24 protein-coding genes are annotated in these 24885 nt (G+C 67.3%); 8 read left to right on the top strand and 16 right to left on the bottom strand.

What is annotated here, in order from left to right; translation table 11 throughout:
• The first annotated feature begins 7 nt into the window (after positions 1-7).
• On the top strand, positions 8-577 hold the full coding sequence (locus GRB96_RS03815; protein ID WP_161430656.1) for a nucleoside deaminase: 570 nt from the start codon (positions 8-10) through the stop codon (positions 575-577).
• 75 nt (positions 578-652) lie between these two features.
• On the opposite strand, the gene GRB96_RS03820 is transcribed toward GRB96_RS03815, so the two are convergent.
• The 4 genes from GRB96_RS03820 to GRB96_RS03835 form a co-directional block, all read right to left on the bottom strand.
• Positions 653-1270 (bottom strand): TPM domain-containing protein, encoded by a 618-nt coding sequence (locus GRB96_RS03820; RefSeq protein WP_161430658.1) that lies wholly within the window; start codon positions 1268-1270, stop codon positions 653-655.
• 64 nt (positions 1271-1334) lie between these two features.
• On the bottom strand, positions 1335-2093 hold the full coding sequence (locus GRB96_RS03825) for a TPM domain-containing protein (RefSeq protein WP_161430660.1): 759 nt from the start codon (positions 2091-2093) through the stop codon (positions 1335-1337).
• Positions 2090-2710, bottom strand: coding sequence for a LemA family protein (locus tag GRB96_RS03830; protein ID WP_161430662.1), 621 nt, complete (start codon positions 2708-2710; stop codon positions 2090-2092). The genes GRB96_RS03825 and GRB96_RS03830 overlap by 4 nt, the downstream gene beginning before the upstream one ends.
• A gap of 156 nt (positions 2711-2866) precedes the next feature.
• Positions 2867-3760 (bottom strand): dihydrodipicolinate synthase family protein, encoded by an 894-nt coding sequence (locus GRB96_RS03835; protein WP_161430664.1) that lies wholly within the window; start codon positions 3758-3760, stop codon positions 2867-2869.
• Between the two features lie 125 nt (positions 3761-3885).
• On the opposite strand from GRB96_RS03835, the gene GRB96_RS03840 reads away from it, so the two are divergent.
• Entirely contained in the window at positions 3886-4233 is a 348-nt protein-coding gene (locus GRB96_RS03840) for a hypothetical protein (RefSeq protein WP_161430666.1), read from the top strand.
• Positions 4234-4257: 24 nt separating this feature from the next.
• Here GRB96_RS03840 and GRB96_RS03845 read toward each other — a convergent pair whose 3' ends face one another.
• From GRB96_RS03845 to hmuQ, 3 genes are read right to left on the bottom strand one after another with little or no spacing between them, the layout of a single operon-like run.
• Positions 4258-5259, bottom strand: coding sequence for an ion transporter (locus GRB96_RS03845; RefSeq protein ID WP_161430667.1), 1002 nt, complete (start codon positions 5257-5259; stop codon positions 4258-4260).
• Positions 5260-5293: 34 nt separating this feature from the next.
• Positions 5294-5581, bottom strand: a complete 288-nt coding sequence (locus GRB96_RS03850; protein ID WP_023005695.1) for a sll1863 family stress response protein — start codon at positions 5579-5581, stop codon at positions 5294-5296.
• Positions 5578-5913, bottom strand: coding sequence for a heme-degrading protein HmuQ (hmuQ, locus tag GRB96_RS03855; protein ID WP_161430669.1), 336 nt, complete (start codon positions 5911-5913; stop codon positions 5578-5580). Before hmuQ ends, GRB96_RS03850 begins: the two co-directional genes overlap by 4 nt.
• Positions 5914-6101: 188 nt before the next feature.
• On the opposite strand from hmuQ, the gene GRB96_RS15785 reads away from it, so the two are divergent.
• The 4 genes from GRB96_RS15785 to GRB96_RS03870 all read left to right on the top strand — a co-directional run bounded on the left by GRB96_RS15785 (position 6102) and on the right by GRB96_RS03870 (position 9081).
• Positions 6102-6278 (top strand): hypothetical protein, encoded by a 177-nt coding sequence (locus GRB96_RS15785; RefSeq protein ID WP_338074003.1) that lies wholly within the window; start codon positions 6102-6104, stop codon positions 6276-6278.
• A gap of 171 nt (positions 6279-6449) precedes the next feature.
• A complete protein-coding gene (locus GRB96_RS15790) occupies positions 6450-6935 on the top strand; it encodes an MFS transporter (protein ID WP_338074004.1) in 486 nt (161 codons plus the stop codon).
• Positions 6936-7014: 79 nt separating this feature from the next.
• Positions 7015-7353 (top strand): DUF427 domain-containing protein, encoded by a 339-nt coding sequence (locus GRB96_RS03865; protein WP_161430671.1) that lies wholly within the window; start codon positions 7015-7017, stop codon positions 7351-7353.
• 60 nt (positions 7354-7413) lie between these two features.
• On the top strand, positions 7414-9081 hold the full coding sequence (locus tag GRB96_RS03870) for a P-loop ATPase, Sll1717 family (RefSeq protein WP_161430673.1): 1668 nt from the start codon (positions 7414-7416) through the stop codon (positions 9079-9081).
• 79 nt (positions 9082-9160) lie between these two features.
• Here GRB96_RS03870 and GRB96_RS03875 read toward each other — a convergent pair whose 3' ends face one another.
• Positions 9161-9436, bottom strand: a complete 276-nt coding sequence (locus GRB96_RS03875) for a BrnA antitoxin family protein (RefSeq protein WP_161430675.1) — start codon at positions 9434-9436, stop codon at positions 9161-9163.
• 145 nt (positions 9437-9581) lie between these two features.
• Positions 9582-9734 carry a nucleotidyl cyclase domain-containing protein gene (locus GRB96_RS03880; RefSeq protein WP_161430676.1) on the bottom strand — a complete coding sequence of 51 codons (153 nt, stop codon included), beginning with the start codon at positions 9732-9734 and terminating at the stop codon, positions 9582-9584.
• A 105-nt stretch (positions 9735-9839) separates the two neighbouring features.
• Here GRB96_RS03880 and GRB96_RS03885 point away from each other — a divergent pair, with 105 nt between their 5' ends.
• Entirely contained in the window at positions 9840-10544 is a 705-nt protein-coding gene (locus tag GRB96_RS03885) for a ZIP family metal transporter (RefSeq protein WP_338074005.1), read from the top strand.
• Positions 10545-10630: 86 nt separating this feature from the next.
• Here GRB96_RS03885 and GRB96_RS03890 read toward each other — a convergent pair whose 3' ends face one another.
• The 4 genes from GRB96_RS03890 to recC form a co-directional block, all read right to left on the bottom strand.
• Positions 10631-11842, bottom strand: a complete 1212-nt coding sequence (locus GRB96_RS03890; protein WP_161430689.1) for a GGDEF domain-containing protein — start codon at positions 11840-11842, stop codon at positions 10631-10633.
• Positions 11843-11959: 117 nt separating this feature from the next.
• Positions 11960-14128, bottom strand: a complete 2169-nt coding sequence (gene recD / locus GRB96_RS03895) for an exodeoxyribonuclease V subunit alpha (RefSeq protein WP_161430691.1) — start codon at positions 14126-14128, stop codon at positions 11960-11962.
• Positions 14121-17975 (bottom strand): exodeoxyribonuclease V subunit beta, encoded by a 3855-nt coding sequence (gene recB, locus GRB96_RS03900; RefSeq protein ID WP_161430693.1) that lies wholly within the window; start codon positions 17973-17975, stop codon positions 14121-14123. Before recB ends, recD begins: the two co-directional genes overlap by 8 nt.
• A complete protein-coding gene (gene recC, locus GRB96_RS03905) occupies positions 17972-21565 on the bottom strand; it encodes an exodeoxyribonuclease V subunit gamma (protein WP_161430695.1) in 3594 nt (1197 codons plus the stop codon). The genes recB and recC overlap by 4 nt, the downstream gene beginning before the upstream one ends.
• A 104-nt stretch (positions 21566-21669) precedes the next feature.
• Here recC and GRB96_RS03910 point away from each other — a divergent pair, with 104 nt between their 5' ends.
• Positions 21670-22326, top strand: a complete 657-nt coding sequence (locus GRB96_RS03910) for a flavin reductase family protein (protein ID WP_161430697.1) — start codon at positions 21670-21672, stop codon at positions 22324-22326.
• A 148-nt stretch (positions 22327-22474) separates the two neighbouring features.
• Here the strand turns inward: GRB96_RS03910 and GRB96_RS03915 are convergent, their stop codons facing one another.
• The 3 genes from GRB96_RS03915 to GRB96_RS15645 form a co-directional block, all read right to left on the bottom strand.
• On the bottom strand, positions 22475-23992 hold the full coding sequence (locus GRB96_RS03915; protein ID WP_161430699.1) for a malonate--CoA ligase: 1518 nt from the start codon (positions 23990-23992) through the stop codon (positions 22475-22477).
• Between the two features lie 70 nt (positions 23993-24062).
• On the bottom strand, positions 24063-24551 hold the full coding sequence (locus tag GRB96_RS03920) for a methylated-DNA--[protein]-cysteine S-methyltransferase (protein ID WP_161430701.1): 489 nt from the start codon (positions 24549-24551) through the stop codon (positions 24063-24065).
• A gap of 134 nt (positions 24552-24685) precedes the next feature.
• A complete protein-coding gene (locus tag GRB96_RS15645; protein ID WP_232911341.1) occupies positions 24686-24814 on the bottom strand; it encodes a putative transporter small subunit in 129 nt (42 codons plus the stop codon).
• Between the last annotated feature and the right edge of the window lie 71 nt (positions 24815-24885).

Here is a 24885-nt window from a genome sequence, read left to right on the forward strand (position 1 = left end):
AGCCGTCATGGAAACGCTGCTCAATGCCCGCTCGGATGTTAGCCAGGCGGCGCTCGCCGCCATCGCCCATATGCCTACCACCAGCCTGCCGGTGCTGATGGATGATGACTTCGCCCGCCGGCTCACCGACGCCGACTTCATGCGCATCGCGGTGGTGCTGGCGCAGAAGAGCTTCGATGAGGGCGGCTGCCCCATCGGCGCACTGATCATCGACAACGCCACCCGGCGCATCGTCGGCAAGGGGCACAACACCCTGGTGCAGGAGAATCATCCCTATCACCACGGCGAGACCTCCGCCATCCGCGATGCCGGGCGCATCGACTTCAGCCGCACTACGCTCTTCACCTCGCTGAGCCCCTGCGAGATCTGCGCCACCCTGCTCACCATGCGCGGCTTCTCCCGGGTGGTGGTGGGCGATGTCACCAACGCCTCGGGCACCGAGCCGCTGCTGCAGAGCCGGGGCGTGCTGGTCGAGATCCTCGAGGACCCGCGTGGCGTCGAGCTCTACGCGCGCTTCCGCGCCGAGAAGCCCGAGCTGGACCTCGAGGACTGGAAGGGGCTCTGCGCCACGCGCTGACCCGGCGGGCGTCGCCCACCCTGTTCATGCCGGCCCCCGGTCGGTGAGCGGCGCGCGCGGTGTTCCAGGGCAGGATCAGTCCAGCACGACCAAATGATTGGGCAACTCGTTGCGCTCGTGGGTGGCCGGCACCTGCTCCTTGAGATGCTCGCCGCAGGCCTCGATGCACTCGAGGAAGCCCTGCAGGGTCTCCCCCTCCTTCACCCGCCGAGTGAAGGCCGCCACGATGGACTGCCAGGTCTCGTCGCTGATGCGGGCCGAGATGCCCCGGTCGACCAGGATCTCCACGTAGCGCTCGGCCTCGGAAACGAAGATCAGCATCCCCGTTCCCCCCTCGGTATGGTGAAGCTCCTGCTCCAGGAACTGTCGCCGGGCGAGGTTGCCTGCGCGCCAGTGGCGAACCGCTCGCGGGATCAGCCGGGTGGTGATGGCGGGGCGGCGGAACACCAGGCCCACCACGATGAAGGTCGCCCATTGCACCAGCGTCAGTTCCCAGGCCGAGAACCAGCCGGGGAAGTAGTTGATCGCACCGGGCACCACCAGGGCCAGCAGGCCCGCCCAGAGCAGCGGGATATAGGCGTAGTCGTCCGCCCGCGGTGCCAGCACGGTGACCAGCTCGGCATCGGTGTCGCGCTCGACCCGATGAATCGCCTCGCTGACCTGGCGCTGCTCGTCTTCGCTCAATAAAGCCATGGGGGTCGTGATCTCCGAATCCTGAATGTCATGTCGGTGTCGCCACCGGAAGGGGGAGGCCGGATTACCAGCCGCCGGACGCACCGCCGCCACCGAAGCCGCCGCCGCCTCCGCCGAAACCACCCCCGCCGCCGAAGCCGCCGCCACCGCGCGACCCGCCGCCCAGGGCTCCGCCCAGCAGCATGCCGCCCAGCAGGCCGCCGCGACCACCGCGAACCAGGCTCATGACGATCACGAACAGCACGAAGAAGAGGATCGATGCCGGCCCCCTGGGGCCCTGCTCTCCGGCCGTGGCGCCGGAAGTGGCGCTGGTATCCATGGGCTCGCCACCCAGGACCCGGATCATCGCCGCCACGCCCTCGCTGATGCCGCGGGCATAGTCACCCTCGTGGAAGGCCGGCGTCAGGGTCTGGTTGATGATCGCCGAGGACTGGGCGTCGGTCAGGCGGCCCTCGAGGCCGTAGCCGACCTCGATGCGCACCTTGCGCTCGTTGGGCGCGACGATCAGCAGGGCGCCGTTGTCCTCCTCCGCCTGGCCGATGCCCCAGTGGCGTCCCAGCTGATAGCCATACTCCTCGATGGTGACGCCCTGCAGCTCCGGTAGGGTGGCGACCACCAGCTGCTCGGTAGTGGCCTCCTCGTGGGCCGCCAGCTGCGCGCTCAGGCGTGACTCGGTGGCCGGGTCCAGCAGTTCGGCCTGGTCCACCACGCGGCCGGTCAGTTCGGGAAAGTCGAGCTCCTGTCCTTCACTCTCCCGGGCCTGGAGGCCGAGGGCGGTCGACAGCAGCAATGCGAGTAGCGGAATGCGCAGAAGGTCGCTCATTCAAACTCCACCTGGGGGGCCTGGTCCGCGTTCTCGGTCGTGGCCTCGAAGCTCTCGCGAAGCGCCATGTCGCTGTAGAGGATGGTGTGCCACAGGAGACCGGGGAAGGTGCGGATCTCGGTGTTGTAGCGCTCGACCGCGGTGATGTAATCGCGCCGCGCCACGGCGATGCGGTTCTCGGTGCCCTCCAGTTGCGACTGCAGGGCCAGGAAGTTCTGGTTCGATTTAAGCTCGGGATAGCGCTCCGATACCGCCATCAGCCGGCTCAGCGCGCCGGTCAGCTGCTGCTGGGCCTGCTCGAACTGGCGCATCTTCTGCGGGTCGTCCAGCGACTCGGCATCGATCTGGATCGAGGTGGCCTTGGCCCGTGCCTCCACCACGGCGGTCAGGGTCTCCTGCTCCTGACGGGCGAATCCCTTGACCGTCTCGACCAGGTTGGGCACCAGGTCCGCGCGCCGCTGGTACTGGTTCTCCACCTGCGCCCAGGCCGACTTCACCTGTTCGTCATAGGTGGGGATGTTGTTGACGCCGCAACCCGTCAGCAGCACCGCCATGATCAGCACAAGGGCGAACCGCCAGACGCGAGGGTCGGGTAGCGTGGAGTGTCTCGTCGGCATGGGGGCAGTCATCCTGTCGATGTGAGTCGATGTGAAGAGAAGACCCCCAAGGTACAGCTCGGGTCGATGTGAAGGAAGCGACGTCATGCAGACACGCCGCCAGCCGACATATCAAGGACCGATGCTGACCATCATCGCCGACCAGGCTCTGCCCGGTTACGCCAGCTCGAGCTCCTCCAGCACGGCGGCCAGCGCCTGCCGGCTCTCTCCCTCAAGCGTCTTCAGGGGCAGCGGCAGACAGGGCGACTCGGCGAGCCCCAGCAGCTCCGCCGCGGTGGCGACCACCCGCAGGCTGCCGCCGTGCCGACGGAACAGCGCCCACAGTGGCTCGAGCCGAGTCGACAAGCGTTGGGCCTCCTCGGCATCGCCGGCCCGGGCGGCGCGGGTTATGGCCAGGGCGGTCTCGGGGAACAGGCCGCCGATCACCGAGTACCAGGCCTCGCAGCCGGCATTCAGCACGGTGGCGGCAAAGGCGTCGCCACTGACGCCGATCGTCACCTCGGGCGGCACCAGGGCGCGTAGCCGCTCGACCCGCTCGCGAGCGGCCGCCGGCTCGGCGGGTACACCCGGAATCTTGATGGAGGCGACATTGGGCAGTGCCGCGATGCGCCCATGCAGCTCGTCGCTGAAGGTGAAGTGGGTGGTGCCGGGGTTGTCGTAGACGCACAGCGGCACCGAGAGCCGGGTGGTGACGGCCTGATAGAGGCCGAAGACCTCCGCATCGGTCAGCGGCTGATAGGACATCGGTGCCAGCAGCACCGCGCTGGCGCCCGTCGCTTCGGCGTCTTCGGCCAGGGCCAGCACATCGCGGGTACGCAGGGCACTGATGCCCACGATCACCGGCACATTGCCGGCACTCTGCACGGCCAGCCTGGCGATGCGTGCGCGTTCGGCGTGGCCGAGGTAGGCATAGCTGCCCGTGGAGCCGAGCACCCCGATGGAGTCGACACCCGCAGCCACCAGCCTCTCGACCAGGTGGACGAATGCCGCCTCGTCGATGGCGTCCTTGTTAAGGGGCGTCAATGGAAAGGCACTCAGGCCGGTGAGCATGGGCTGTCTCCTGGTTCGGAAATCCGCTGGTGGACTTGCTCGGGAGTATGCCACGGCGGAGACTCGGTACAGCGCATCCGGTCCACCTGCCGGAGAATGACAGCCATTTCGAGGAGGAGTCTTGCATGGAGAGCCAGGTCGAGGCGGGAATTGCCCCGCGGCTGCGGGAACTGCTGGAGCAGCTGCCCGACGCGGCGCTGCCGATCAGCTACCGGCAGGCCGCCGAGGCGCTGGGGCTCTCGCCGCCGCGCACCATCCAGCGCGTCGCCCAGGCCCTGGAGACGCTGATGCGCGAGGACGTCGCCGCAGATCGGCCGATGATCGCCGCCCTGGTGGTCAGCCGCCGCGGCGACCTGCCCCGGCAGGGCTTCTTCGACCTGGCGGTGGCGCTCGGCCGCTTCCCCGCCGACCCGGCCGAGCATGAAGCGGCCTATCGACAGGAGCTGGAGCGCGTCATGGCGCTGCGGACGTGACCGGCAGGCGAGGGTATGGCTGGCTCAGTCGTAGCGGTGCTGCCAGCCCTTCACCGCGATCTGCTCCTTGAGCAGCTCCAGCATGTCCACCAGCACCTGCTCGGTGACCTGTTCGGTGTGCGGGTCGGTGCGCAGCCAGGCGTCGAAACCGCTCTCGGCGAGGTGTTCCACCAGGGCGGTGAACTCCGGCGACTGCAGCCCCGCCAGCGCTTCGTTGACCAGGCGGCAGGCCAGGTCGGAGAGCGAGGCCTCGAGCCCGCGGGTCAGCTGGCCGCCCAGCGGCAGGCGCTCCAGGCGGCGGACCTCCGGACTCTCCGCCAGGGTGCGGCCCACCAGGCCGCGCACGTAGCGCAGGATGTCCTCGCGGTTGTGGGTGTAGGCGCTGCCGGCCATCGCCTCCAGGCGCTGGCTGATCTCGTGGATCAGCGCCTGCTGGCGCGGGCGCACCACCTGCTCCACCACGCCGCGGGAGAGCGAGTCACTGGCGCGGATCTCCGCCTGGACGTTATCCAGCAGGCGGATGGCGATGCGGTCGGTGAGCTCCTCCAGCAGGATGTCGTAGTACTTGGTGAGCACACCGAAGAGGTACCAGCGGCGCACGTCGATCAGCCCCATGCGCTGCAGGCGGTGCAGCAGCGAGATCACGCGCAGGATGCGCAGCAACCGGAAGCCGCCCACCGGGATGCAGCCCAGCACGTCGTACCAGTGCACGAAGGGGTAGAAGAACCAGCGGTGGTAGCGCCGTTCGGCGATGGCCACCGCCCAGCCCAGCAGCACGTCGAGCACGAAGACGGCCACGAAGGCCAGGTCGATGGCCAGGAAGTTGGCGTGGACATGGCGCTCGTAGACGCCATGCAGGCCAGGCGCCGTGGCCTCGAAGGCGGCGTTGAGCGGCGCCAGCAGGAAGAGGCTGTCGAACAGCAGCAGCGCCAGGTTGGCGACCACCAGGGCGATGACCAGCAGGTCCCACGCCAGGTGAAGCCGCTCCAGGGCGGGATGCAGGCGTTTCTCGCGGCTCTCGCTCATGCTGGCGCCTCCCAGGGCTCGGCGACAGGCGTGGCTACTTGAAGCGTGAGCGGGCCTTCTCGAAGGCGTCGCTCATCGACTCCCAGGCACGCTCCGCCCCGGCGCGGATGTCGTCCCAGGCATCGTCTCCGGCCTCGCGTAGCTCTTCCAGCTTCCGGCGCACCTCCTCGCGCCTCTCCTCCAGGCGCTCGGCCTCCTTCTCCCGCTCGATGCGGGCATCGGCGTCGGCGCCGCGGGCCTGGGCCTTCAGCTTGTCGATCTCCGCCTGCCACTCGTCCAGCTTGGCGCGCAGCTTCTGCTCATAGGCTTCTCGATTGCTCATGCGTCACTCTCCTCGTTGTCGACGGTCTGGATGACCTCGAACCCCTCGAAGCTCGGTGGGCCCAGGTAGAGCCCCTCGCGCTTGCTCTGGCCGGCGTTGGCGTGGGCTTGGCGGAAGGCCTCGGAGCGGGTCCAGGCCTCGAAGTCCTCCCGCGAGCGCCACACGGTATGGGAAGCATAGAGCACATGGTCGTCGCGCTCCGGTCCGCGCAGCATGTGGAAGGCCTCGAAGCCGGGCAGCCCCTGCAGGTGGGTCTCCCGCTCCAGCCAGATCTGCTCGAACTCCTCCGTGCGCTCGGGGTTGACCCGGAAACGGTTCATGGCGATATACACGGCGTGATCTCCCTGTCTGGTGATACTGCCCCCGACCATGACAGCTCGCCCCGGGTGGGACAAGGTCGCATCCGCCGGTCGCGGCCTTTGTCGATACCGCCGTGCTGCTCCACGCTGGGAGGGTGCCATCGCGCTTCCATGCCGTGGCAGGCGCGATCCACCATTTCGAGCGGTCTGGCGGAGGACGCATGATGAGGCTTAACAGCACGGGGTTCGCCATCCTCGGGGCCGGGCTGATCGCGATCAGCTTCGGGCTCGCCCGCTTCGCCTTCGGGCTCTTCGTCCCTCCCATCCGCGACGAGCTGGGCCTCTCCTCCTACGTGATCGGCATCTCTCCTTCGCCGTCATGGCCGTGCTCGGGGTGATCGCCGCCTGGCTCCTGCTGCCCTCGGTCACGCGTATCGTGCCGGCGGACGCCGCGGACCCGCCGCCCCTCAACGAGCTGCCCTGGTCGCGGCTGGTCCGGCTTACCCTATTCGCCTACGTGATGGGCTTCGTCTCCGCCGCCTACTGGATCTTCGCCCCCGACCTGGTGGGTGACCCTCGGCGAGCTGCCGGAAAGCGCCACCGCCTGGCTGTGGTTCGCGGTGGGCCTGGCGGGCCTGGGCGGCGCTGTGGTGGCCGACCTGGCCGATCGCAACAACCCGCCCATCACCCAGGCCCTGATGCTGATGATGCTCTCCGCGAGCCTGGCGCTGCTCGCCGTGAGCCCCGACCAGCCGCTGCTCACCGCCTTCTCCGCGCTGGTCTTCGGCCTGGCCTACATGAGCCTGACCGGGCTCTACCTGATGACCGGCATCCGCCTGCTGCCCGGCCGCCTCTCCGTCGGCCCGGTGCTGCCCTTCATGGCGGTATCGCTCGGCCAGGCCACCGGCTCGCCGGCGGTCGGTGCCCTGGTGGGCGCCGTCGGCTACGCCGACGCCTTCGCCATGTTCGCCGCGCTGGGCATCCTGGTGGCCGTGCTCTCGCCCTTCTACCCGGGTGCCCCGGCCATGCCATGGCGTACTCGACGTTGGTTGTAAGAGATCTGCCGTCGGCGGCGGCTTCCCTGACTGTTACGCTCCGTAAACAGAAAACGAAAAGAACACACAGGGAACCGCCATGATTAAGGCCTCCGAGCCGCGCATCACGCTGCACCCGCATTCACGCCGGGTGCGCGTCGTCATCGACGGCACCGAGCTTGCCGACACCACCCGCGCCATCGAGCTTCGCGAACGCGGCTACCCGCCACGTCAGTACCTTCCCCGCGATGACGTGCGTATGGACCTGCTGACCCCCTCCGACACCGTGACCCACTGCCCCTTCAAGGGTGATGCCTCGTACTACTCCTTTGGAGAGCACAAGGATGTGGCGTGGAGCTATCAGCAGCCCATGGAAGGGATGGAGGCGATTGAGGGATGGGTGGTGTTTTTATGTAGTGTTGAAGCACCTGAGGAATGAGAGCCTATCTCATACGGCTGGCGGTTCTATGTATGCGATCTATCTGCTGAGAAATTTGAAATGGATGCACTCAATACTTTGAAAGAACCTTTTCCGACAGAAGTCCTTCCTCTCCTTGACTTTGGCTCAGCTGATGGTCGTAAAGATGGGTTTTTGGAAGAAACATTTGTTCAGACGACATTTGTTAAGCAGTTTTTACAAGATAGGCATTCGATAATAGTTGGCCAGATTGGCTCAGGTAAGAGTGCGCTTTTTGAACTTCTTAAAAATAAGAGTAAAAAGCTTTCCGTGTATAGGGGGAGGTTTATTGTTCCTGTTGAAGAGGCTATTTCGTTCCAGTTGCTAAGAAGGTTTATTCATGACGAGTTCGCAGATCATGATAGGAAACTGATTTATAAGCTCATCTGGAAGTTTCAGATTTTATATAGATTGTGTGAGGAGGTTAGCAAACTTCCTGGCTTTCCTGGCGATAAAGGCGAAAAGCAGATACGTGCTTTTTTAAGAGATGTTAAGTCTAAAGAATTTGATGAATCAGTTATTGGGAAGATCAAGGGGCTGTTGCGGAATGCCTCTGTAGAGATAAAAACAAAAGTTTCTGAGGCGCCTATATCGATTAAGGCTAGTTTTTCAGGTGGCCATGAAGGTCAAAGCAAGCAGGAGATTAATTTAGATCGCATCTTTCGCCATGTTGTTGATTCTTTAGAAAATCGGCCTTCTGGTAGGCCTTTGGTTATAATAGATCGTATAGATACTTTTGTTGCAGGAGAAGATTATGATACGCAGCGTGAATTCATTGAGGCTTTGATTGAGGTGGACGATGACTTGGATGTGTCTCACTCATTTATTGGGCGTAAGATATTTTTAAGAGCTGATCTTTTTTCTAGATTGGATTACGAAGCTCTAGGTTACGACAAGGTCAATGATAATACTCTCAGAATAGGTTGGACTGATATCGAGCTTCTTTATTTCTTTGCTAACCGAATTTTGGTTGCATTCAAAAAGCATAATATTCTGACTGAGGGTGATGTGCTTTTATCAACTGATTTAAGTAAATATCACTTGTCAGGCATTAGTATAGTTAGGATGATTAAGATTATCCCGCTTAGTGTTAGGAAGAAGTTTTTTAATTTTAACAGCATAAATCAGGAGCGCGATGCTAGCTTGCATGAGAAATTAAATAAATCGATTATAACCAAGGCTTTTCCGAGGAGGATATTCCATAAGGACTCATCTTTAAATGAGGTGGATATAGATATATTTGACTTCTTGCTTACACACTTTAAGGATGGGCATGGTAAAGTAACGCCCAGAAATCTGCTTACTTTTTTGAAGCAGGTGGTAGTGGTTTCTGCAACTTATTATGAGGAAAATCCAGACCAAGAAGTGCATGTTAAAAACATTGGGGGAGATTGGGAGTGGGAGTTGTTTAAGGCTAGATGTGTTTATGGAGCATATTGCAAAGCAAAAGAAGAGTATATTAGGAATATATCAAAAGTTGGTGATGAGTGGACAAAGTACTTTGCAACATTTATTGGCAGGCGGGCCAATAAAAAAACAATCGACTTTGGGTGGATGAAGTCAATAACAGGCCTGGATGATGAAAGGGTTATTGCTTTTATTGCCTATCTTGATCATATCGGTTTCTTGTATGTTATTGAGACGCATCCAGATGTTAAGAAAAGAAAATATCGTGTCCCTATAATTTATATGCCGTCGCCTAAGGGGTAGTTTTGCTGTTTCGATATGCAGTTTGTACAGCGATGGTGGGGTAATCGGGAATAGCCCCATTTTCCTGCCATTTTCTGCACTACCCGGTCCGGCGGCTGTCGTTCATAACCTCCGCCAGTCTGGCCTTGATCAGCGATTGATAGGGCATATCCCGCTTGTTGGCCTCGATCTTGATCCGGTCGAGTAACCATTCCGGAAGACGAAGCGAGATGGTTTTCGTGGAAGGCTTGAGTTTCGGAAACGAGGCGTGTTCTGCCTGGCTCCAGTCCAGGTAGTCAGAGGAATCGTGGTGCTTCCAGAACTCCCGTTCCTCGGCTTCGTTCTTGAACTCAGGCACCTTTCTTTGCTTGGTCATGACTGGTCCTCTCCTTGCAGTGCATGTCCCGGGCGGAGATCACCCGAATCAGCGTACCGTCCAGCCTCAACCCGGGCAATCCTGAGGAGTGCAGGTGATGGCGGTAACGACCGGCACCAGGTCAAGCCCGGGTGAGGCTTGGCGCTCACGCCCCGCCCTCCACTTCCTGACTCACCACCACTCGGTTCCTGCCGCCGTATAGGGCGCGGTCGGCCTGGTGGATCAGGGCGTCCAGGTCGGCGTCCTCGTCGACGCCTCTGGCGATGCCGACGGTGACGGTGAGGCGGTGGTCAGGCATCTTCCATCACCGCATATGCCTGACGGTACGAGACCACGCTCGTCCTCGTCATTCCCTTCGGTTACCCTCGGCCGGTGGCCAGGGGTATGAGCAATGAATGAAGTGGTGAAGATCGTCGTACTGACTCTGATCGCCGGCCTGGCGATGCCGCTGGGGGCGACGCTGGCGGCGGTCGAACGGATACGGCCATTCTGGCTGGAAAATGAGCTGCGCCACGCCGTGATCGCCTTCGGGGGAGGGGCGTTGCTCGCCGCCGTGGCCCTGGTGCTGGTGCCGGAGGGCATGCATGGCCTGCCGCCGTGGGCGGTGGTGGCGTCCTTCGTCAGCGGCAGCCTGCTGTTCATGTTGCTGGACATGCGGCTGGCGGCGAACGACACCCAGCTCAGCCAGCTGGTCGCCATGCTCTCCGATTTCGTGCCGGAGGCCCTGGCGCTGGGCGCGGCGTTCACCTTCTCGGAGAGCGCGGGGCTCCTGATGGCCGGCATCATCGCCCTCCAGAACATGCCGGAAGGCTTCAATGCCTATCGGGAGATCATGGCGTCAACCGACTATCGGCGCCTGCCCATCATCGGTGCCTTTGTCCTGATGGCCTTGCTGGGGCCCATCGCCGGGCTCACCGGCTATGCCTTCCTGGCCGAGTATCCTCGAGTGATCTCCTGCATCATGCTGTTTGCGGCCGGCGGTATCCTGTACATCATCTTCCAGGACATCGCGCCCCAGGCCAGGCTGAAGAACCACTGGGCGCCTCCCCTGGGTGCTTCCGCCGGCTTCCTGCTTGGCGTGGTGGGCAAGATGCTGACGGGGGCATGACCGGCAGCCGACGACTTCTCCATTGATGTCGCCGATGGCCTGGCTCTGGGCTAGCGCTCCCTGTGGTGGCAGTCCTGCCTGCCCCGTCACGCCTCGTCTCTCACCTCCTGGCTCACCACGACCCGATTCCTGCCGGCGTGCTTGCCGGCGTAGAGGGCCTGGTCGGCCTGCTGGATCAGGGCGTCCAGGTCGGCGTTCTCATCGCGGAACCCGGCGATGCCGATGGTGACGGTGAGGCGGTGGCCTGGCATCGCTTCCATCACCTCAAGGTCGCTGATCCTCTGCTGCAGGCGTTCTGCCACCATCAGCGCGTCCCTGGGGTGAGTGTCCGGCAGGGCGACGATGAACTCCTCGCCGCCGAAGCGGCCGATCACGTCCTGGGGCCGCAGGGAGCGCCGGCAGGTCTCCGCGAGCGCCGCCAGCACACGGTCGCCCTGGCCGTGTCCCCAGGTGTCGTTGATGGCCTTGAAGTGATCCACGTCGATCATGAACAGGCTGAAGGGAGCCTTCTCGTGCCGGGCGCGCTTGAGCAGTGCCTCGGCGCGGGCCATGAAGTGGCGGCGACTGTCCAGGCCGGTCAGTTCATCGCGCTCGGCGACCATGCGCAGCTGGGCCTCGAGCGACTTGCGGCGGGCGATCTCCTCGACCAGCTGGCGGTTCTGTACCCGCTCTTCCTCGAGCAGCGCGAACTGCGTGCGCTGCAGCCGTTCCAGGCGCAACAGGGCGAAGAACCCCACCACGTTGGCCATGACGATCAGCAGCGTGATGCGCAGGGTGACCACCACGGGGATGTCGGCCACCAGGACCGCCGCCGTCAGGAAACCCACACTCAGGTAGAGGCTGGCGATGGTCACCACCGGCAGCAGGTTGGGGATCAGCAGGTAGAAGGCGGTGATGGCCACCAGCAACGACGTGACCTGGGTGGATAGGCTCTCGGGGTCGGGGCGCAGGAGCACGATCAGGATGATGCCCGTCGCCAGTATCCACAGGGGCAGGGCGTGCAGCCATAGCCGGCGGTTATAGTCGCCGAGGCGCCCGATTACCAGTGCCAGGACCAGGCAGGAGAGTGTCACTACCAGGCGCATGGCGAGCAGCAGGGTCAGCGCCAGGCTCGGCTCGAGGTAGTGATAGTCGGAGATGGAGAACATGCCGAAGACCAGCGCCGCCACGCAGAGCGCCAGGCTGGATTCGAGTCGCACCCGGGGTGCGATCTCGTGGCGATAGCTCGCCTCCCTGGTCGGCTCCAGGAACTGGCCGGTGAGCCGGTGCAGCGGATAGCGTGGGGTGGGTGATGACAAGGGCCGCTCTCCCGGTCCTGGGGTGGTCGATGACGTGACCAGGGGCGTTGGTGGCGCCGCCGGCCCGCTGCAATATAAGCGTTACCGGGTTACGGGAAAACGGCTGGTCGCCAACGCTCAGCCGCCGCCCAGCCCGCTGACCCGCATCACGCGCCGCTCCACCGCGTCCAGCAGCTGGCCGCGCCCGGTCTCCACCAGGGTGAGCCAGTGCCTGGCACGGGTGATGCCGGTGTAGACCAGTTCCCGAGTGAGGATCGGGTTGGGGGCGTCGGGGAGCAGCAGGGCGGTGTGGGTGAACTCCGAGCCCTGGGACTTGTGCACCGTCATGGCGAACACCGTCTCCACCGCCTGCAGGCGGCTGGGAAGCACCCACTTGACCTGGCCGCTGCCGTCACCGGCGGGGAAGGCGACGCGCAGTGCCGGGCCACGCCCGGCGCCCGCGGCGGAGGCCACCCCGGGCAGCGCCAGGGTGATGCCGATATCGCCGTTCATCAGCCCCAGGCCGTAGTCGTTGCTGGTCACCAGCACCGGGCGCCCGGGGTACCAGAGCCGGCGGCCGTCGCCGCTGTCGATCAGGCCTTCCTTCTCGAGGGCGACGCGGATGCGCTCGTTCAGGCCCTCCACCCCCCAGGGGCCGCGGCGCAGGGCGCAGAGCAGCTGGAACTGGCCATGGGCGGCCAGCACCTTGCGTGCCCAGTCGTCCAGGGCCTCGCGGTCGACCTCGTCATGCGAGTTGGCCTGGGGTGCGGCGGCCTTCATGACCTCGAGGTAGTGGCGATAGCCCACCGGCGGCGGTAGCGGCTGGCCGTTCACCACGCGGCCCTCGCCGGCGCTCTTTCCTCGATCAGGGAAGCCCGCGGCGTTCCCCGAGACCACCAGACGCTCCAGGCCGCGATCATGGTCGGTCTCCAGCCTGAGGTGCGAGAGGTCGGCGTAGCCGTGGCCCAGCACCTCGCGGATGGCGGCGCGCTTCTCGCGTCCCGGGGCGTCGCGATTCACCGCACCGGCGAGCCGGCCGATGCCGCTCGCCGCATCGAAGCGGTGGCTGACCCGCAGCATGGCGATGGCCTGGTCCAGCGCCGTGCCCTCGGCGTCGAGCATCTCGGCGGGCAGCGCCTGGCCGATGGCCTCGGCGAGCCAGTCGGCGGTCTCGGGGGTGTAGTGGCCGCCCTCGGCCCGGGCGCAGAGGTCGCCCAGCACCGAGCCGGCTTCCACCGAGGCGAGCTGGTCCTTGTCGCCGAGCAGCACCAGGCGGGCGCGGGGCGGCAGGGCGTCGAGCAGAGCGGCCATCATCTCCACGTCGACCATGGAGGCCTCGTCCACCACCAGCACGTCCAGCGGCAGCGGATGGCGGGCGTCATGGCGGAAGTGGCGGGTATCGGGGCGTGAGCCCAGCAGCCGGTGGAGGGTGGTGACCTCTGTCGGAATCGCCTGGCGAAGCCGGGAGGACTCGTCTTCGGCACCGCCAAGCAGCGGCGCAAGCGCCGTCAGGTCCAGTCCCGAGACCTGCCCGGCGATGGATTCGTTGAGCCGCGCGGCGGCCTTGCCGGTGGGGGCGGCCAGGCGGATGCGCAGCGCGCGGCTGCCTTCGCCCAGCGCCAGGGTCTGCAGCAGGGCGAGCAGCTTGACCACGGTGGTGGTCTTGCCGGTGCCGGGGCCGCCGGTGATCACCGCGAAGGGCGAGCGGGCGGCCAGGGCGCAGGCGGCCTTCTGCCAGTCCAGGGTGTCGCTCGCGGGGAAGAGGGCGGCCAGGGCCCGGGCCAGGGTGGTGGTGTCGCGGGCGTCGCTGGCGTCGCCCTCCAGCCGGGCGGCGATATGCTGCTGGATCGAGCGTTCGTGGTGCCAGTAGCGGCGCAGGTAGAGGCGGGTGGCGTCGAGCACCAGCGGCGTGTTGCCGGGGCCGTCGCCGACGATCAGCGGGTGAGCGAGCGCCGTCTGCCAGTCGGTGAGGGCCAGCTCACCCAGCAGGGCGCTGGGGCGTGGCGGCGGGTCCTCCAGGCTGTCGCCCTCGGGGGGCAGCGAGAGGGCCAGGTCCGGCTCGGCCAGGGTCTGCGCCAGGTCGAGGCAAACATGGCCGCGGCCGAGCTGGTGACTGGCCAGCGCCGCGGCCAGCAGCAGCGGGGCGGGGGCGTCCGGCACCTCCCGGGCCAGGAAGGCGGCGAAGGCGCGATCCAGGGCGCGCAGCCAGCCGCGGGCCACCCAGCGGTCGAGCAGGGTGAACAGCGCCTCGCCGTCGTGCAGGGCCGCGGCCGTGGGGGGCTCGGCGGTAGGCGGGTGGTCACGCATGGCGAAGCTCCTCTGGCGTGGCGTGCTCGGCGTCGCGGAACAGGGCGTCCAGGTCCTCGATCAGCTGGCGCGGCGGGCGCTCGTGGTGCACGCCGCGGGAGGGGGCGTGGAGCCCGCGCAGGAAGACGTAGAGTGCGCCCCCCAGGTGGCGGTCGATGTCGTAGTCGGGCAGGCGTGCCCGGAGCAGGCGGTGCAGGGCCAGCAGGTAGAGGCAGTACTGCAGGTCGTAGCGCTTCTCGCGCACCGCCTCCGCCATGGCGGCCTCGCTGTAGGCCTCGTCGTCGCGGCCCAGGTGGTTGGACTTCCAGTCCAGCACGTAGAAGCGCCCCTCGTGCTCCACCACCAGGTCGATGAAGCCCTTGAGCATGCCGTTGAGCCGGTCGCGCTCGAGTGCCGGCCGGGCGGCGCCGCCCAGGGTGTGAGCGCTCACCAGGGCGTCGAGGCGGGTGGTGTCGACGTTGCGGGCGGCGAACCAGAACTCCATCTCCACCTGATAGTGAGCGCTCCCCAGCCGGTCCAGGCGCAGCGGCGCGACCTCGCCCTGCGAGGCGCTGGGCAGCGGCAGCTCGCAGGCCAGCAGGCTGCGCAGCCAGGCCTGCAGCGCCGGGATGCGATCGCGCCAGCCGCGCAGGTTGGCGCGCCGCGCCAGGGTATCGTCCAGCCGCTCGGGCTCGGCGGACAGTCGGGCGAACCCCTCCTGGCCGGCCCATTCCAGCAGACCGTGCAGGAAGGTCCCCGCCGCCGGGCCGCGGGGGAAGCGGTGCAGCGAGCCATCGCTCGTCGGCTGGCTGGGCTGGGCCGGGTCGCTGGGCTCGTCGCGCATCTCCCGGGCGGTGGCCTCGAGAGCGGTTTCAGGTTCTTCCAGAAGAGCAGGCTCCTCCTCACCCCCAATTCTCTCACCGCTGATTCTTTCACCACCCAGGCGCAGCGCCGAGTAGCTGGCGATCCACCAGTGCTCCCGGGCGCGGCGGGCTGGCGTCAGTGCCTCGCGCAGAGCCTCGCCGTTCTCCTCGACGGGCACCGCGAGATCGCTGGGCTCCGGCGCCGGCAGCACCTTCAGTTCGGTTTCTTCCGCGCCCTGGGCGAGGGGGAAGAGGGCGTCGAGCAGGCCGTCTGTCGAGAGCGGCGAGAGCGGCGCGCCGGCGGTGAGCACCTGGCCGATGGCGCTGCGCTCGAAGCCCTTGAGCGGGGCGAGGCCCAGCCAGGTGGCATGGCGGGCGCGGGTCAGCGCCACGTAGAGCTTGCGCAGGTCCTCGCCCAGCCGCTCGTCGTCGGCGCGGGCCAGCACCGTGTCGTCGGGTTCCAGCGAGAGCCGGCGGCGCCCCGCGTCGTCGTGCCAGGTAAGTGGCAGGTCGCTGGCCTTCTTCTCGCGGAAGGCGCAGATGAAGGGCAGGAAGACCAGCGGATACTCCAGCCCCTTGGACTTGTGGATGGTGATCACCTGCACCAGGTCGGCGTCGCTCTCCAGGCGCAGACGATGGGTGTCGGCCTGCGCTGGCGGCTGGGCGCGGGCCTCGCTCAGGTGGCGCAGCAGGGCGTGCTCGCCATCGAGCTCGGCACTGGCCTGCTGCAGCAGCTCGCCCAGGTGCAGAAGGTCGGTCAAATGGCGCTCACCACTGGCGCTCCTGAGCAGCCGGGTGGGCACGGCGAAGTCGGCCAGCAGCCGGTGCAGCATGGGCAGCACGCCCTGGCGCTGCCACTGGCGGTGGTAGCCCCGGAACTGCAGCACCCGCTCCTCCCAGGCCAGCTCGTCGTGCTGCAGGGCGTCGAGGTCGTTCAGGCCCATGCCCAGGCTCGGCATGGCGAGTGCGGCATGCAGGCGCCGCTCGCTGTCGGGTTCGGCGCAGGCGGTGAGCCACACCTCCAGTTCCAGGGCCGCCGGGGTCTCGAACACCCCCTCCTTGTCGGAGAGGTAGACGCTCCTGATGCCGCGATCCAGCAGCGCGCCGCGGATCGCCTTTGCCTCGTTACCGTTGTTGACCAGCACGGCAAGATCCGACGGCGCCAGCGCGCGGAAGGGCTCGCCCGGCTCCGCGAAGCCGGTGCGCCCGGCCTGGCCCTCGCGCAACAGCTCGGCCATATGGGTGGCGCAGCGCGCGGCCATCTCCTTGAAGTAGGCGCCCTTGGTGATGCCCTCCTCGGACGCGCCGTCCTCGGCCGGGAGATGCCACAGCGTCAGTGCGGGCAGGGGCTCGCCGTCGCGGGTCAGCGAATCCTTCCTGCCTTTGGCGGCCACCGGGAAGAATGGCACCGGGTTGTCCCCCTCGGGTGAGCGGAACAGGAAGGCGCCGCGGCCGGCGGGGTGGCCTTCTGCGAAGCGGAAGACGCGATTCACGGCCTCGACCATGGCGCCGGCGGAGCGGAAGTTGGTGCCGAGTGTCACGTGGCGCCCGGCGGTGTCGCGGCGCGCCTGCAGGTAGGTGTGGATATCGGCGCCGCGGAAGGCATAGATCGCCTGCTTGGGGTCGCCGATCAGCAGGATGCCGCTGGGGTCGTCGGGGTCCGGGGCCTCGGCCAGCCGGTAGACGTGGTCGAAGAGCCGATACTGCACCGGGTCGGTGTCCTGGAACTCGTCCACCAGGGCCACCGGGAACTGGCGGCGCACGTGGGCGGCCAGGGCCTCGCCGGAGGGGCCCGCGAAGGCGGTGTCGAGGCGCTCGAGCAGGTCGTCGGGGCCGAGCTCGGCACGGCGCTGCTGCACCCGACTGCGGCGTTCGCTCATCCAGCGCACGGCGTGGGCCAGCAGGTCGGCGTGGGCATCGGGCAGGGCCGCGAGTCGGTCCGGCAGTTCGGCCAGTGCATGCAGGGCCGGGTGGTCCAGGGGCTCGCCCGTCTTCCAGATCTCGGCCATGCCCTCCGGCGTCAGGCGCTTCCAGGCGGTGTCGGTCAGCGCCGGGGCGGCGAGCTCGGGGTCGCCGGCCCAGTCGCGCAGTTTCGCCAACCAGTCGGCGCGGCTCTTGCTGTTGAGCTTGCGCTGGTCGAAGGCCTTGGCGGCGGCAGCCGCTTCCAGTGCCTCCGAGAGTTCGTCGAGCCAGGCGGGCCAGGGCGCCTTGAGTTCGCCGAGCACCCGCTCGCGCTCGGCCTGCATGCTGGCAAGTGCCCCAGCGGGGGGCGGGGCGTCGGGGAGCAGCTCGGCGTCGCCCTGCAGGCGGCGCACGTCCTCGGCCAGGGCGTCGGGGGTCTCCCAGTAGCGGGTGACCACCGCCAGGGCGTCGGCGTCCAGGGCGTAGTAGAAGCTGCGCCAGTAGTCCCTGGCGACCTCGAGCTCGAGCTCCGACTGGTCGAGGTTCATCTCCAGCGAGAAGAGGCTGCCGCTCTCGAAGGCGTGCTCGCGCAACATGCGGTGGCACCAGGAGTGGATGGTGGAGACCGCGGCCTCGTCCATCCACTCGGCGGCGAGCTGCAGGCGGCGGGCGCAGGCGGGCCAGCGCTCGCGGGGGTAGCTGTCCCGCAGGGCCAGCAGCGGGTCGAATCGGGGACAGACCCCCATTTCTGATTCAGCTTCGGCGAAGAAGTCGCCCTGGTTGTCTACGAAATGGGGGTCTGTCCCCGATTCTGATTCCGATTGAAATGCATCGGCGGCCTCCACCAGCCGGGCGCGGATGCGGTCGCGCAGTTCCCGGGTGGCGGCGTTAGTGAAGGTCACCACCAGGATCTCCGGCGGGGTGAGGGCGCGGGGGAAGCTCTCGGTGTCGGTCTCGTCCCGCGGGCCCAGCACCAGGCGCACGTAGAGCAAGGCGATGGTGAAGGTCTTGCCGGTGCCGGCGCTGGCCTCTATCAGCCGGCTGCCGATGAGCGGCAGATGGATCGGATCCAGGGTGGCTGGCGTCTGGTTATCGGTGCTCATGCCTTGCCTCCCTTGCCCTTCTTCTCCTTCGGCTTGCGTACCGCGTGTAATAGCGGGGCGTAGAGCCGCTCGGCCAGTTCGGCAAAACCGCCACCCTCGGGCCAGCTCAGCATCGCCTCGAGTGTCGGCCACTGACGCATCAGGTAGGCGTCGCGGCCGCGCTCGCCGTGGTCGCCGTTGTAGCCGCTGCCGTAGTAGACGGTGTCCAGCGCCTTCCAGGCCTTGTCGTCCTCCTCGCCGACCCTGCCGGCGAGGCAGCGTTGCATGGCCTGAGGTGTGCCGCCCTTCTCCAGCCAGGCGAAGGCGGTGTCCCTGGCCAGGGGCAGGGGGGTGGCCATGCCCTGGCGCCAGGCCACGGCGATATCCGCCAGGTGCGCCCGGGCCTGCTCGGCGGGGAGCGGGGCGAGGGTGCCGCCGCCGGCGCGGGAGAGCAGTCGCGTGGTCATGGGCCCCTCGAGCTGGCCGGCCAGATGGGCGACCCAGGGCGTGAGCCAGTGCTTCCAGTGGTACTTGCCCTTGTTGACCAGGCTGCTGGTGGTGAGCAGCACCCGGCAGCGCTCCATGGCGTCGTTGACGCGCAGTTCGCCCAGCCAGTCCTCCAGCACCAGGCCGTCACTCAGCTCCCGTTGTAGGTCCAGCGAGACATCCAGCGGCTCGTGCATGGCGTGTGGCCACTCCTCGAGCACTTGGCGATAGTCGGCGAAGAGGCTGTCCATGGGTTCGACCAGCTTGTCGCGCATCCGCTCGGCGAAGCCGCCCATGGCCAGGCGCCCCTCGCGTTCCAGTCGCTCCAGGGTGGACTGCATGGCGGGCTCATGGGGCTCACCGGCCTCCACCGCCGCGCGGCTCGCCTCGATCAGCGCATGCTGCAGCTGCCAGTGGTCGAGGCCATCGAGAGTGAAGGGCTCGTGGTCGAGGCGCTCCATGGCCTCTGTTTCCAGATGGACCTTGAGGCGTGTGGTGTAGAAGGCCTGCACCGGGGCCTTGAGGAAGTTGCCCAGCTGGGCCAGGGTCAGCGGGCTCTCCTGCCGGTAGGGGGAAAGCGCAGGCTCCGCGACCGCGGTCGGCTCGGGCTCGGCATCCGGGCGATGCAGCTCGCGCCACTCGTGGGCGTAGGTGGCAAGGCTGGAGCCTTCGCGAAAGTAGTCGACGCTGAAGGGCTGCAGCGGGTGCTCGGTAGTCAGGGCTTTCAGCAGTGCCTTGCCGTCCTCGTCGCCATGTCCCGCCAGCCGCCAGCCGCGGGCGAGGTGGTCACGAAGCTGGCCGAGCAGTACCGAGGGGGGCTGCTCGGTGTTGTCGATGATGCTGCGCCCCACCCAGCTGATGCTCAGCCGATCCCGGGCCGAGAGCAGCGCCTCCAGGAACAGGTAGCGGTCGTCCTCGCGGCGCGAGCGGTCGCCGGGGCGGTAGTCCTGGGCCATCAGGTCGATGTCCAGCGGGCGCTGGACCCGCGGGTAGTCGGCGTCGTTCATGCCCAGCAGGCAGACGTGGCGGAAGGGGATGGCGCGCATCGGCATCAGGGTGGCGATGTTCACGGCCCCGGCCAGGAAGCGCTGGGAGAGGCTCGCCTCGTCCACCTGGGCGAGCCAGTGCTCGCGCACCACAGAGAGCGGCAGTGGCTCCGTGAGCCCGGCCTCCTCGGCGCTCTCCTGCCAGGCTTCCAGCGCCTGCTCGAGGCGGGTCAGTGCCATCAGGTCCTGGTCGGAGTCTGCCAGGAAGCAGGCCTCCAGCAGCTCGCGCAGCCGCTCTCCCCAGGTGTCGACGTCACAGGGCTCGGCCAGCCGACGCCACTGCGCCTCCAGAGTGTCGATCAGGCTGACCAGCGGGCCGGCCAGCGCCGCCTCCAGTCCGCCGATATCGTCATAGGGCTCCACGCCCTGCCAGGGCCCCTCGGCGGCGGCGCCCACGGCATAGCCCAGCAGCAGCCGGCGCAGGCCGAAGGCCCAGGTGTTGGCGGTGAGCCCCTCCGGGAGGTCGAGGCTCTGGCGCTGGCGGGCGTCTAGCCCCCAGCGGATGCCGGCACCCTCGATCCAGCGCCGCAGGGTGGGCAGCCCGCCCTCGGGGATGGCGAAGCGCGCGCGCACCGCCGGCACCTCCAGAAGGTCGAGCAGGTCGCTTACCGAGAGGCGCAGCTCCGGCAGGCGCAGCAGCTGTTCCAGGGCGATCAGCAGCGGCAGGCGGTGGCGGCTGGCCTGGTCGGAGAGGGTGAAGGGGATATGGCGCGGATCGTCGGCGTCCAGCCGGCCGAACACCGCCTGCACAGCGGCGGCGTACTGGTCGACGTCGGGCACCATCACCAGGATATCGCGGGGCTTGAGGGTCGGGTCCTCGCTGAAGGCGGCGAGCAGCTGGTCGTGGAGGATCTCCACCTCACGCAGGGCGCTGTGGGCGACCTGGAAGCGCAGCGAGCGGTCGCGGGCCGGGTCCACGGCGGGCCAGGCCTGGCGGGTCTCGGCCAGCGGGCGCAGCTCGAGGATATCGTCCTGCAGCTGGCGCAGCAGGCTGGGCTCGGCGTTGTTGTGGAGAGGGGAGTCGAAGAGGTCGATGCGCAGCGACTCGCCCTCGAACAGGCCGCGATAGGCCTGCTGCTCGTCGAACTCGTCCAGCAGGCGCAGGTAGTCGCGGCCCTGCTTGCCCCAGGCGGCCAGCAGCGGCTGGGCATGCAGGTGCAGCTCGGTCTCGGCGAGGTCCGCCGGCATGCCGGGACGGCGCTGCTGGCGCTTTCTTTCGGCTCGAAGGAGGTCCTTGTGCTCGATGATGTCCGCCCAGTAGTGGCGGCAGGGATTGTGCACGCAGAGCAGCACCTGGCTGACCCGCGCCATGGCGGCCAGCGCCTCCAGGGTCTGGGCCGGCAGCGAGGAGATACCGAAGACGATGACCCGGCGCGGCAGGCCGGGTGGTCGGCTCGTTGTGTCGAGCTCGCGGCAGGCCGCGAGGAAGCGCTCGTGTACCGCCGCGCGGCTGGAGGCGAGCCCCTGCTCACCGATGTCATCGCGCAGCACCCGCCACAGCTCGGCCTGCCAGCGCTGCTCCTCGGCCAGCGGACGCGACTCGCCGCGGGCGGTAAGGATCACGTCCTCGCCCGCCGCCCAGGCGGTGAGCCAGTCGGCGCGGTAGACCTGGTACTGGTCGAAGAGGTCGGCCAGGCGCTCGGCCAGCTGGTGTCGCTTGCGCAGGTCGTCGTCATCTTCCAGGAAGCGAGCCAGCGGGGCGAAGGTCGGCGAGCCGAGCAGGGCGGGCAGCAGGCGCATCAGCCGCCACACCAGCCGCGGCTTGTCGAAGGGCGAGACCGGCGGTACCTGCTCCTCGCCCAGCACGGCCCGGTAGGCCTGCCACAGGAAGCGCGCGGGCAGGGTGACGTCGAGGGCGGCGGCGATGCCGGCACCGCCGTGGGCGCGGTCCTCGGCGAGCGCCAGCTTGAGCCACTGGCTGATGCCGTTGCTCTGCACCAGGATCGACTCGTTCTCCAGCGGCCCCAGCGGGTGGCGGCGCATCCACTCCACCGCCAGGCCGCGCAGCGACTCCAGGCGGTTGCCGTGGATCACCATAAAGCCGGGTTCGAGTTCGGGGCCCTGAAGATCGAGTGGCATGGCGCGGTTCCTTCGCTGGGTGCCGGGAGACAGGATCATGGTGCCACAGGGCGGTGGTGAATGGGCTACCATCGGCACATCACGATGCACACGGAGCCCCTGACATGAGTGACTACCTGCTGGAGGAACATGCCCTGAGCCCGGGCAAGGTCTACCGCCTGCTATCGGGCAGCATCTGCCCACGCCCCATCGCCTGGGTCTCGACCCTGAACGCGGCGGGCAACGCCAACCTGGCGCCCTTCTCGTTCTTCAACGTGGTCAGCGTCAACCCGCCGGTGCTGGGCTTCTCGCCACTGCTCGACGGTGACGCCAATCCCAAGGACACCATCCGCAACCTCGGCGAGGTGGCGGAGTGCGTGGTGCATATCAGCGGCGAGGGGCTGGTGCAGGAGATGAACGCCACCAGCGCGGGGCTCGAGCACGGCGCCGACGAGTTCGTCCACGCCGGGCTCGAGAAGGTCGCCATGCCGGGCGTCTCGGTGCCGCGGGTGGCCGGCGCCCCGGTGGCCTTCGGCTGCCGGCTGCGCGAGATTCTCCGCTTCGGCGGCCAGCCACTGGCGGGCAACCTGGTGCTCGCCGAGGTGGTCTCGATCCATATCGATGATGCCCTGTGGGACGGCCGCCACGTCAGCGCCGAGGGGCTCAGGCCCATCGGGCGCATGGCCGGCAACGACTACGCCCGCTGCAGCGACCTCTTCGAGGTGGAACGCCCCGCCTCGGGCAGCTCCCTCGCCCCGGGCGAGCGTGGCCACCGACGCTGACTATGCCCGCTGCAGCGACCTCTTCGAGGTGGAACGCCCCGCCTCGGGGAGCTCCCTCGGCCAGGGCGAGCGGTGAGACTGACGCTGTTCGCGCCGGCCTGAGGGCGCCGGCGCGGCCTAAGCGTCAACCCGCAATGAACGGGAAGGCTCAGCGGTAGGTGGTGTCGAAGCGCTTGCGCAGCTCGTTCTTCTGCACCTTGCCCATGGTGTTGCGGGGCAGCCCGTCGACGAAGAACACCCGCTTGGGCTGCTTGTACCTGGCCAGTCGGCCCTGCAGGTGCTCGAGCACCTCGCCCTCGGTGAGCTCGGCGCCGGCCTTGGGCACCACCACGGCGGTGACCCCCTCGCCGAAGTCGGGGTGGGGCAGGCCGATCACCGCCGACTCCACCACGCCCTCGAGCTCGTCGATCACCTGCTCGACCTCCTTGGGGTAGACATTGAAGCCGCCGGAGATCACCAGGTCCTTGTCGCGGCCGACGATCTGCACATAGCCGTGCTCGTCCACCAGGGCCAGGTCGCCGGTGATGAAGAAGCCGTCCTCGAGCAGCTCCTCGCGGGTCTTCTCGGGCATACGCCAGTAGCCGATGAAGACGTTGGGGCCGCGCACCTGGAGCATGCCGATCTCGCCGGCTGGCACCACGTCGCCGGTCTCGCGGTCGGTGATGCGGATCTCCACCCCGGGGAGCGGCTGGCCCACGGTGCCGGCTCGGCGCGCCCCGTCGTAGGGGTTGGAGATGTTCATGTTGGTCTCGGTCATGCCGTAGCGCTCGAGGATGGCGTGGCCGGTCTTCTCCTCGAAGGCCTGGTGTGTCTCGGCGGTGAGCGGCGCCGAACCGGAGACGAACAGGCGCATCCTGGCGGTGACCTCGGGGGTGAGGCGCGAGTCGGCCACCAGGCGGGTATAGAAGGTGGGCACGCCCATCAGCACCGTTCCGCGGGGCATCTCCTCGAAGATCACGTCAGCATCGAACTTCGGCAGGAAGAGCATGCTGGCGCCGGCCATCAGGGTGACGTTGCACGCCACGAACAGCCCGTGGGTGTGGAAGATCGGCAGGGCGTGGATCAGCCGGTCGTTCTCGCTGAAGTGCCACGCCTCCATTAGGGTGGCGGCGTTGGAGCCGAGGTTGCGGTGGGTGAGCATGGCGCCCTTGGAGCGTCCGGTGGTGCCCGAGGTGTAGAGGATGGCGGCCAGATCGTTCTCCTCGCGGGGCTCCACCGTCTCGCGCGGGGTGGCCGCGGCGGCCGTTTCCATCAGGCTGCCGTCTGCCGCGGTGCCCAGGGTCTGTACCGCGGGGCATCCGGTCTCGGCGGCGATGTTCCGTGACTCCTCCACCGCGGCGGGGCGGCAGACGAAGAGCGCCGGCTCGGCGTCGGAGAGGAAGTAGCGGATCTCATCGCCGGTATAGCCGGTGTTTAGCGGCAGGTAGACGGCGCCGACACGCAGGGTGGCGAGGTAGAGCAGGATCGCCTCGGGGCTCTTGTCGACCTGCACCGCCACCCGGTCGCCCGGCGCCACGCCCAGCTCGACCAGGGCACCGGCCAGGCTTGCACTCGCGACCAGTGCGTCGGCATGGGAGTAGCGGCGCCCCTCGCGGGTGGTGATGAAGTCGGCGTCGCCGCGTTCGTGCATGCGGCGGGCGAAGGTCTCGAACAGGTTGTGGCTCATTCCCGCTCCCTTGTTCCGTGTTGTCGTCGGGTCATCGTAGCTAGAACATCGTTGCCAGCACGTCGTGTAGTTACAGCAGCATCGGCACCTCGCCCGCCTCGAAGGCGAGCAGCCAGCGCTTGCGGCCGATGCCGCCGGCGTAGCCGGTCATGCGCCCGTCGCTGCCGATCACCCGGTGGCAGGGCACCACGATGGCCAGGGGGTTCCTGCCGTTGGCCGCACCCACGGCGCGCTGGCCGCCCTTGCTGCCGAGCTGCTCGGCGAGCTCGGCGTAGTTGCGGGTCTCGCCATAGGGAATGGCCGCCAGCGCAGCCCACACCCGGCGCTGGAAGTCGGTTCCCTGTGGGGCCAGCGGCAGGTCGAAGTCGCGGCGCGTGCCGGCGAAGTACTCGGCCAGCTGCTCGCATGCCAGCTCGGTCAGGGGCCCCGGGCGAGGCGGCTCCTGCTGTTCGCTGACGAAGTCGATCTCGGTGAGGCCCTCGGCGTCGGCTCGAATCAGGATCAGCCCCAGGGCATCGGCGTCCGGGGGGCGATAGTAGTCGAGGGTGTCATGGTTCATGTCATGCTCCTGCCGGTACGTTCGGCGTCGCGGGTCCTGTATCAGGAGTCTAACGCGACTCGTGACGATGGGCAGGACGACATCGGCCCCGCTGGCACTGCCAGCGGGGCCGATGTCGTTCCAGCGAGCGCTCGTCAGACCAGCTCGCGGTGCTCCTCTCTTGCCTTGCGGCGGTCGCGCCATACGGCGCGGCAGATCAGGGCGAGTACGCCCAGCGTCAGGGCGGGCCAGATCAGCACATAGAAGGCGAACAGTGTCGTCATGGTGACGTCTCCAGTTGAGTGTCGCTGCGGTGCCGCCGGGCGGCACCGCTCGAATGGGAGCAAGCCCGCGT

The sequence above is a fragment of the Halomonas alimentaria genome (genome assembly GCF_009902005.1).
Classification (GTDB): domain Bacteria; phylum Pseudomonadota; class Gammaproteobacteria; order Pseudomonadales; family Halomonadaceae; genus Halomonas; species Halomonas alimentaria.

What these genes read in the sequence shown, in the direction of transcription:
- GRB96_RS03815 (WP_161430656.1), top strand. Translation starts at nt 8, where the DNA reads ATGGAAACGCTGCTCAATGCCCGCTCGGATGTTAGCCAGGCGGCGCTC.
- GRB96_RS03820 (WP_161430658.1), bottom strand. Translation starts at nt 1,270, where the DNA reads ATGGCTTTATTGAGCGAAGACGAGCAGCGCCAGGTCAGCGAGGCGATT.
- GRB96_RS03825 (WP_161430660.1), bottom strand. Translation starts at nt 2,093, where the DNA reads ATGAGCGACCTTCTGCGCATTCCGCTACTCGCATTGCTGCTGTCGACC.
- GRB96_RS03830 (WP_161430662.1), bottom strand. Translation starts at nt 2,710, where the DNA reads ATGCCGACGAGACACTCCACGCTACCCGACCCTCGCGTCTGGCGGTTC.
- GRB96_RS03835 (WP_161430664.1), bottom strand. Translation starts at nt 3,760, where the DNA reads ATGCTCACCGGCCTGAGTGCCTTTCCATTGACGCCCCTTAACAAGGAC.
- GRB96_RS03840 (WP_161430666.1), top strand. Translation starts at nt 3,886, where the DNA reads ATGGAGAGCCAGGTCGAGGCGGGAATTGCCCCGCGGCTGCGGGAACTG.
- GRB96_RS03845 (WP_161430667.1), bottom strand. Translation starts at nt 5,259, where the DNA reads ATGAGCGAGAGCCGCGAGAAACGCCTGCATCCCGCCCTGGAGCGGCTT.
- GRB96_RS03850 (WP_023005695.1), bottom strand. Translation starts at nt 5,581, where the DNA reads ATGAGCAATCGAGAAGCCTATGAGCAGAAGCTGCGCGCCAAGCTGGAC.
- GRB96_RS15785 (WP_338074003.1), top strand. Translation starts at nt 6,102, where the DNA reads ATGATGAGGCTTAACAGCACGGGGTTCGCCATCCTCGGGGCCGGGCTG.
- GRB96_RS03865 (WP_161430671.1), top strand. Translation starts at nt 7,015, where the DNA reads ATGATTAAGGCCTCCGAGCCGCGCATCACGCTGCACCCGCATTCACGC.
- GRB96_RS03870 (WP_161430673.1), top strand. Translation starts at nt 7,414, where the DNA reads ATGGATGCACTCAATACTTTGAAAGAACCTTTTCCGACAGAAGTCCTT.
- GRB96_RS03875 (WP_161430675.1), bottom strand. Translation starts at nt 9,436, where the DNA reads ATGACCAAGCAAAGAAAGGTGCCTGAGTTCAAGAACGAAGCCGAGGAA.
- GRB96_RS03880 (WP_161430676.1), bottom strand. Translation starts at nt 9,734, where the DNA reads ATGCCTGACCACCGCCTCACCGTCACCGTCGGCATCGCCAGAGGCGTC.
- recD (WP_161430691.1), bottom strand. Translation starts at nt 14,128, where the DNA reads ATGCGTGACCACCCGCCTACCGCCGAGCCCCCCACGGCCGCGGCCCTG.
- recB (WP_161430693.1), bottom strand. Translation starts at nt 17,975, where the DNA reads ATGAGCACCGATAACCAGACGCCAGCCACCCTGGATCCGATCCATCTG.
- recC (WP_161430695.1), bottom strand. Translation starts at nt 21,565, where the DNA reads ATGCCACTCGATCTTCAGGGCCCCGAACTCGAACCCGGCTTTATGGTG.
- GRB96_RS03910 (WP_161430697.1), top strand. Translation starts at nt 21,670, where the DNA reads ATGAGTGACTACCTGCTGGAGGAACATGCCCTGAGCCCGGGCAAGGTC.
- GRB96_RS03915 (WP_161430699.1), bottom strand. Translation starts at nt 23,992, where the DNA reads ATGAGCCACAACCTGTTCGAGACCTTCGCCCGCCGCATGCACGAACGC.
- GRB96_RS03920 (WP_161430701.1), bottom strand. Translation starts at nt 24,551, where the DNA reads ATGAACCATGACACCCTCGACTACTATCGCCCCCCGGACGCCGATGCC.
- GRB96_RS15645 (WP_232911341.1), bottom strand. Translation starts at nt 24,814, where the DNA reads ATGACGACACTGTTCGCCTTCTATGTGCTGATCTGGCCCGCCCTGACG.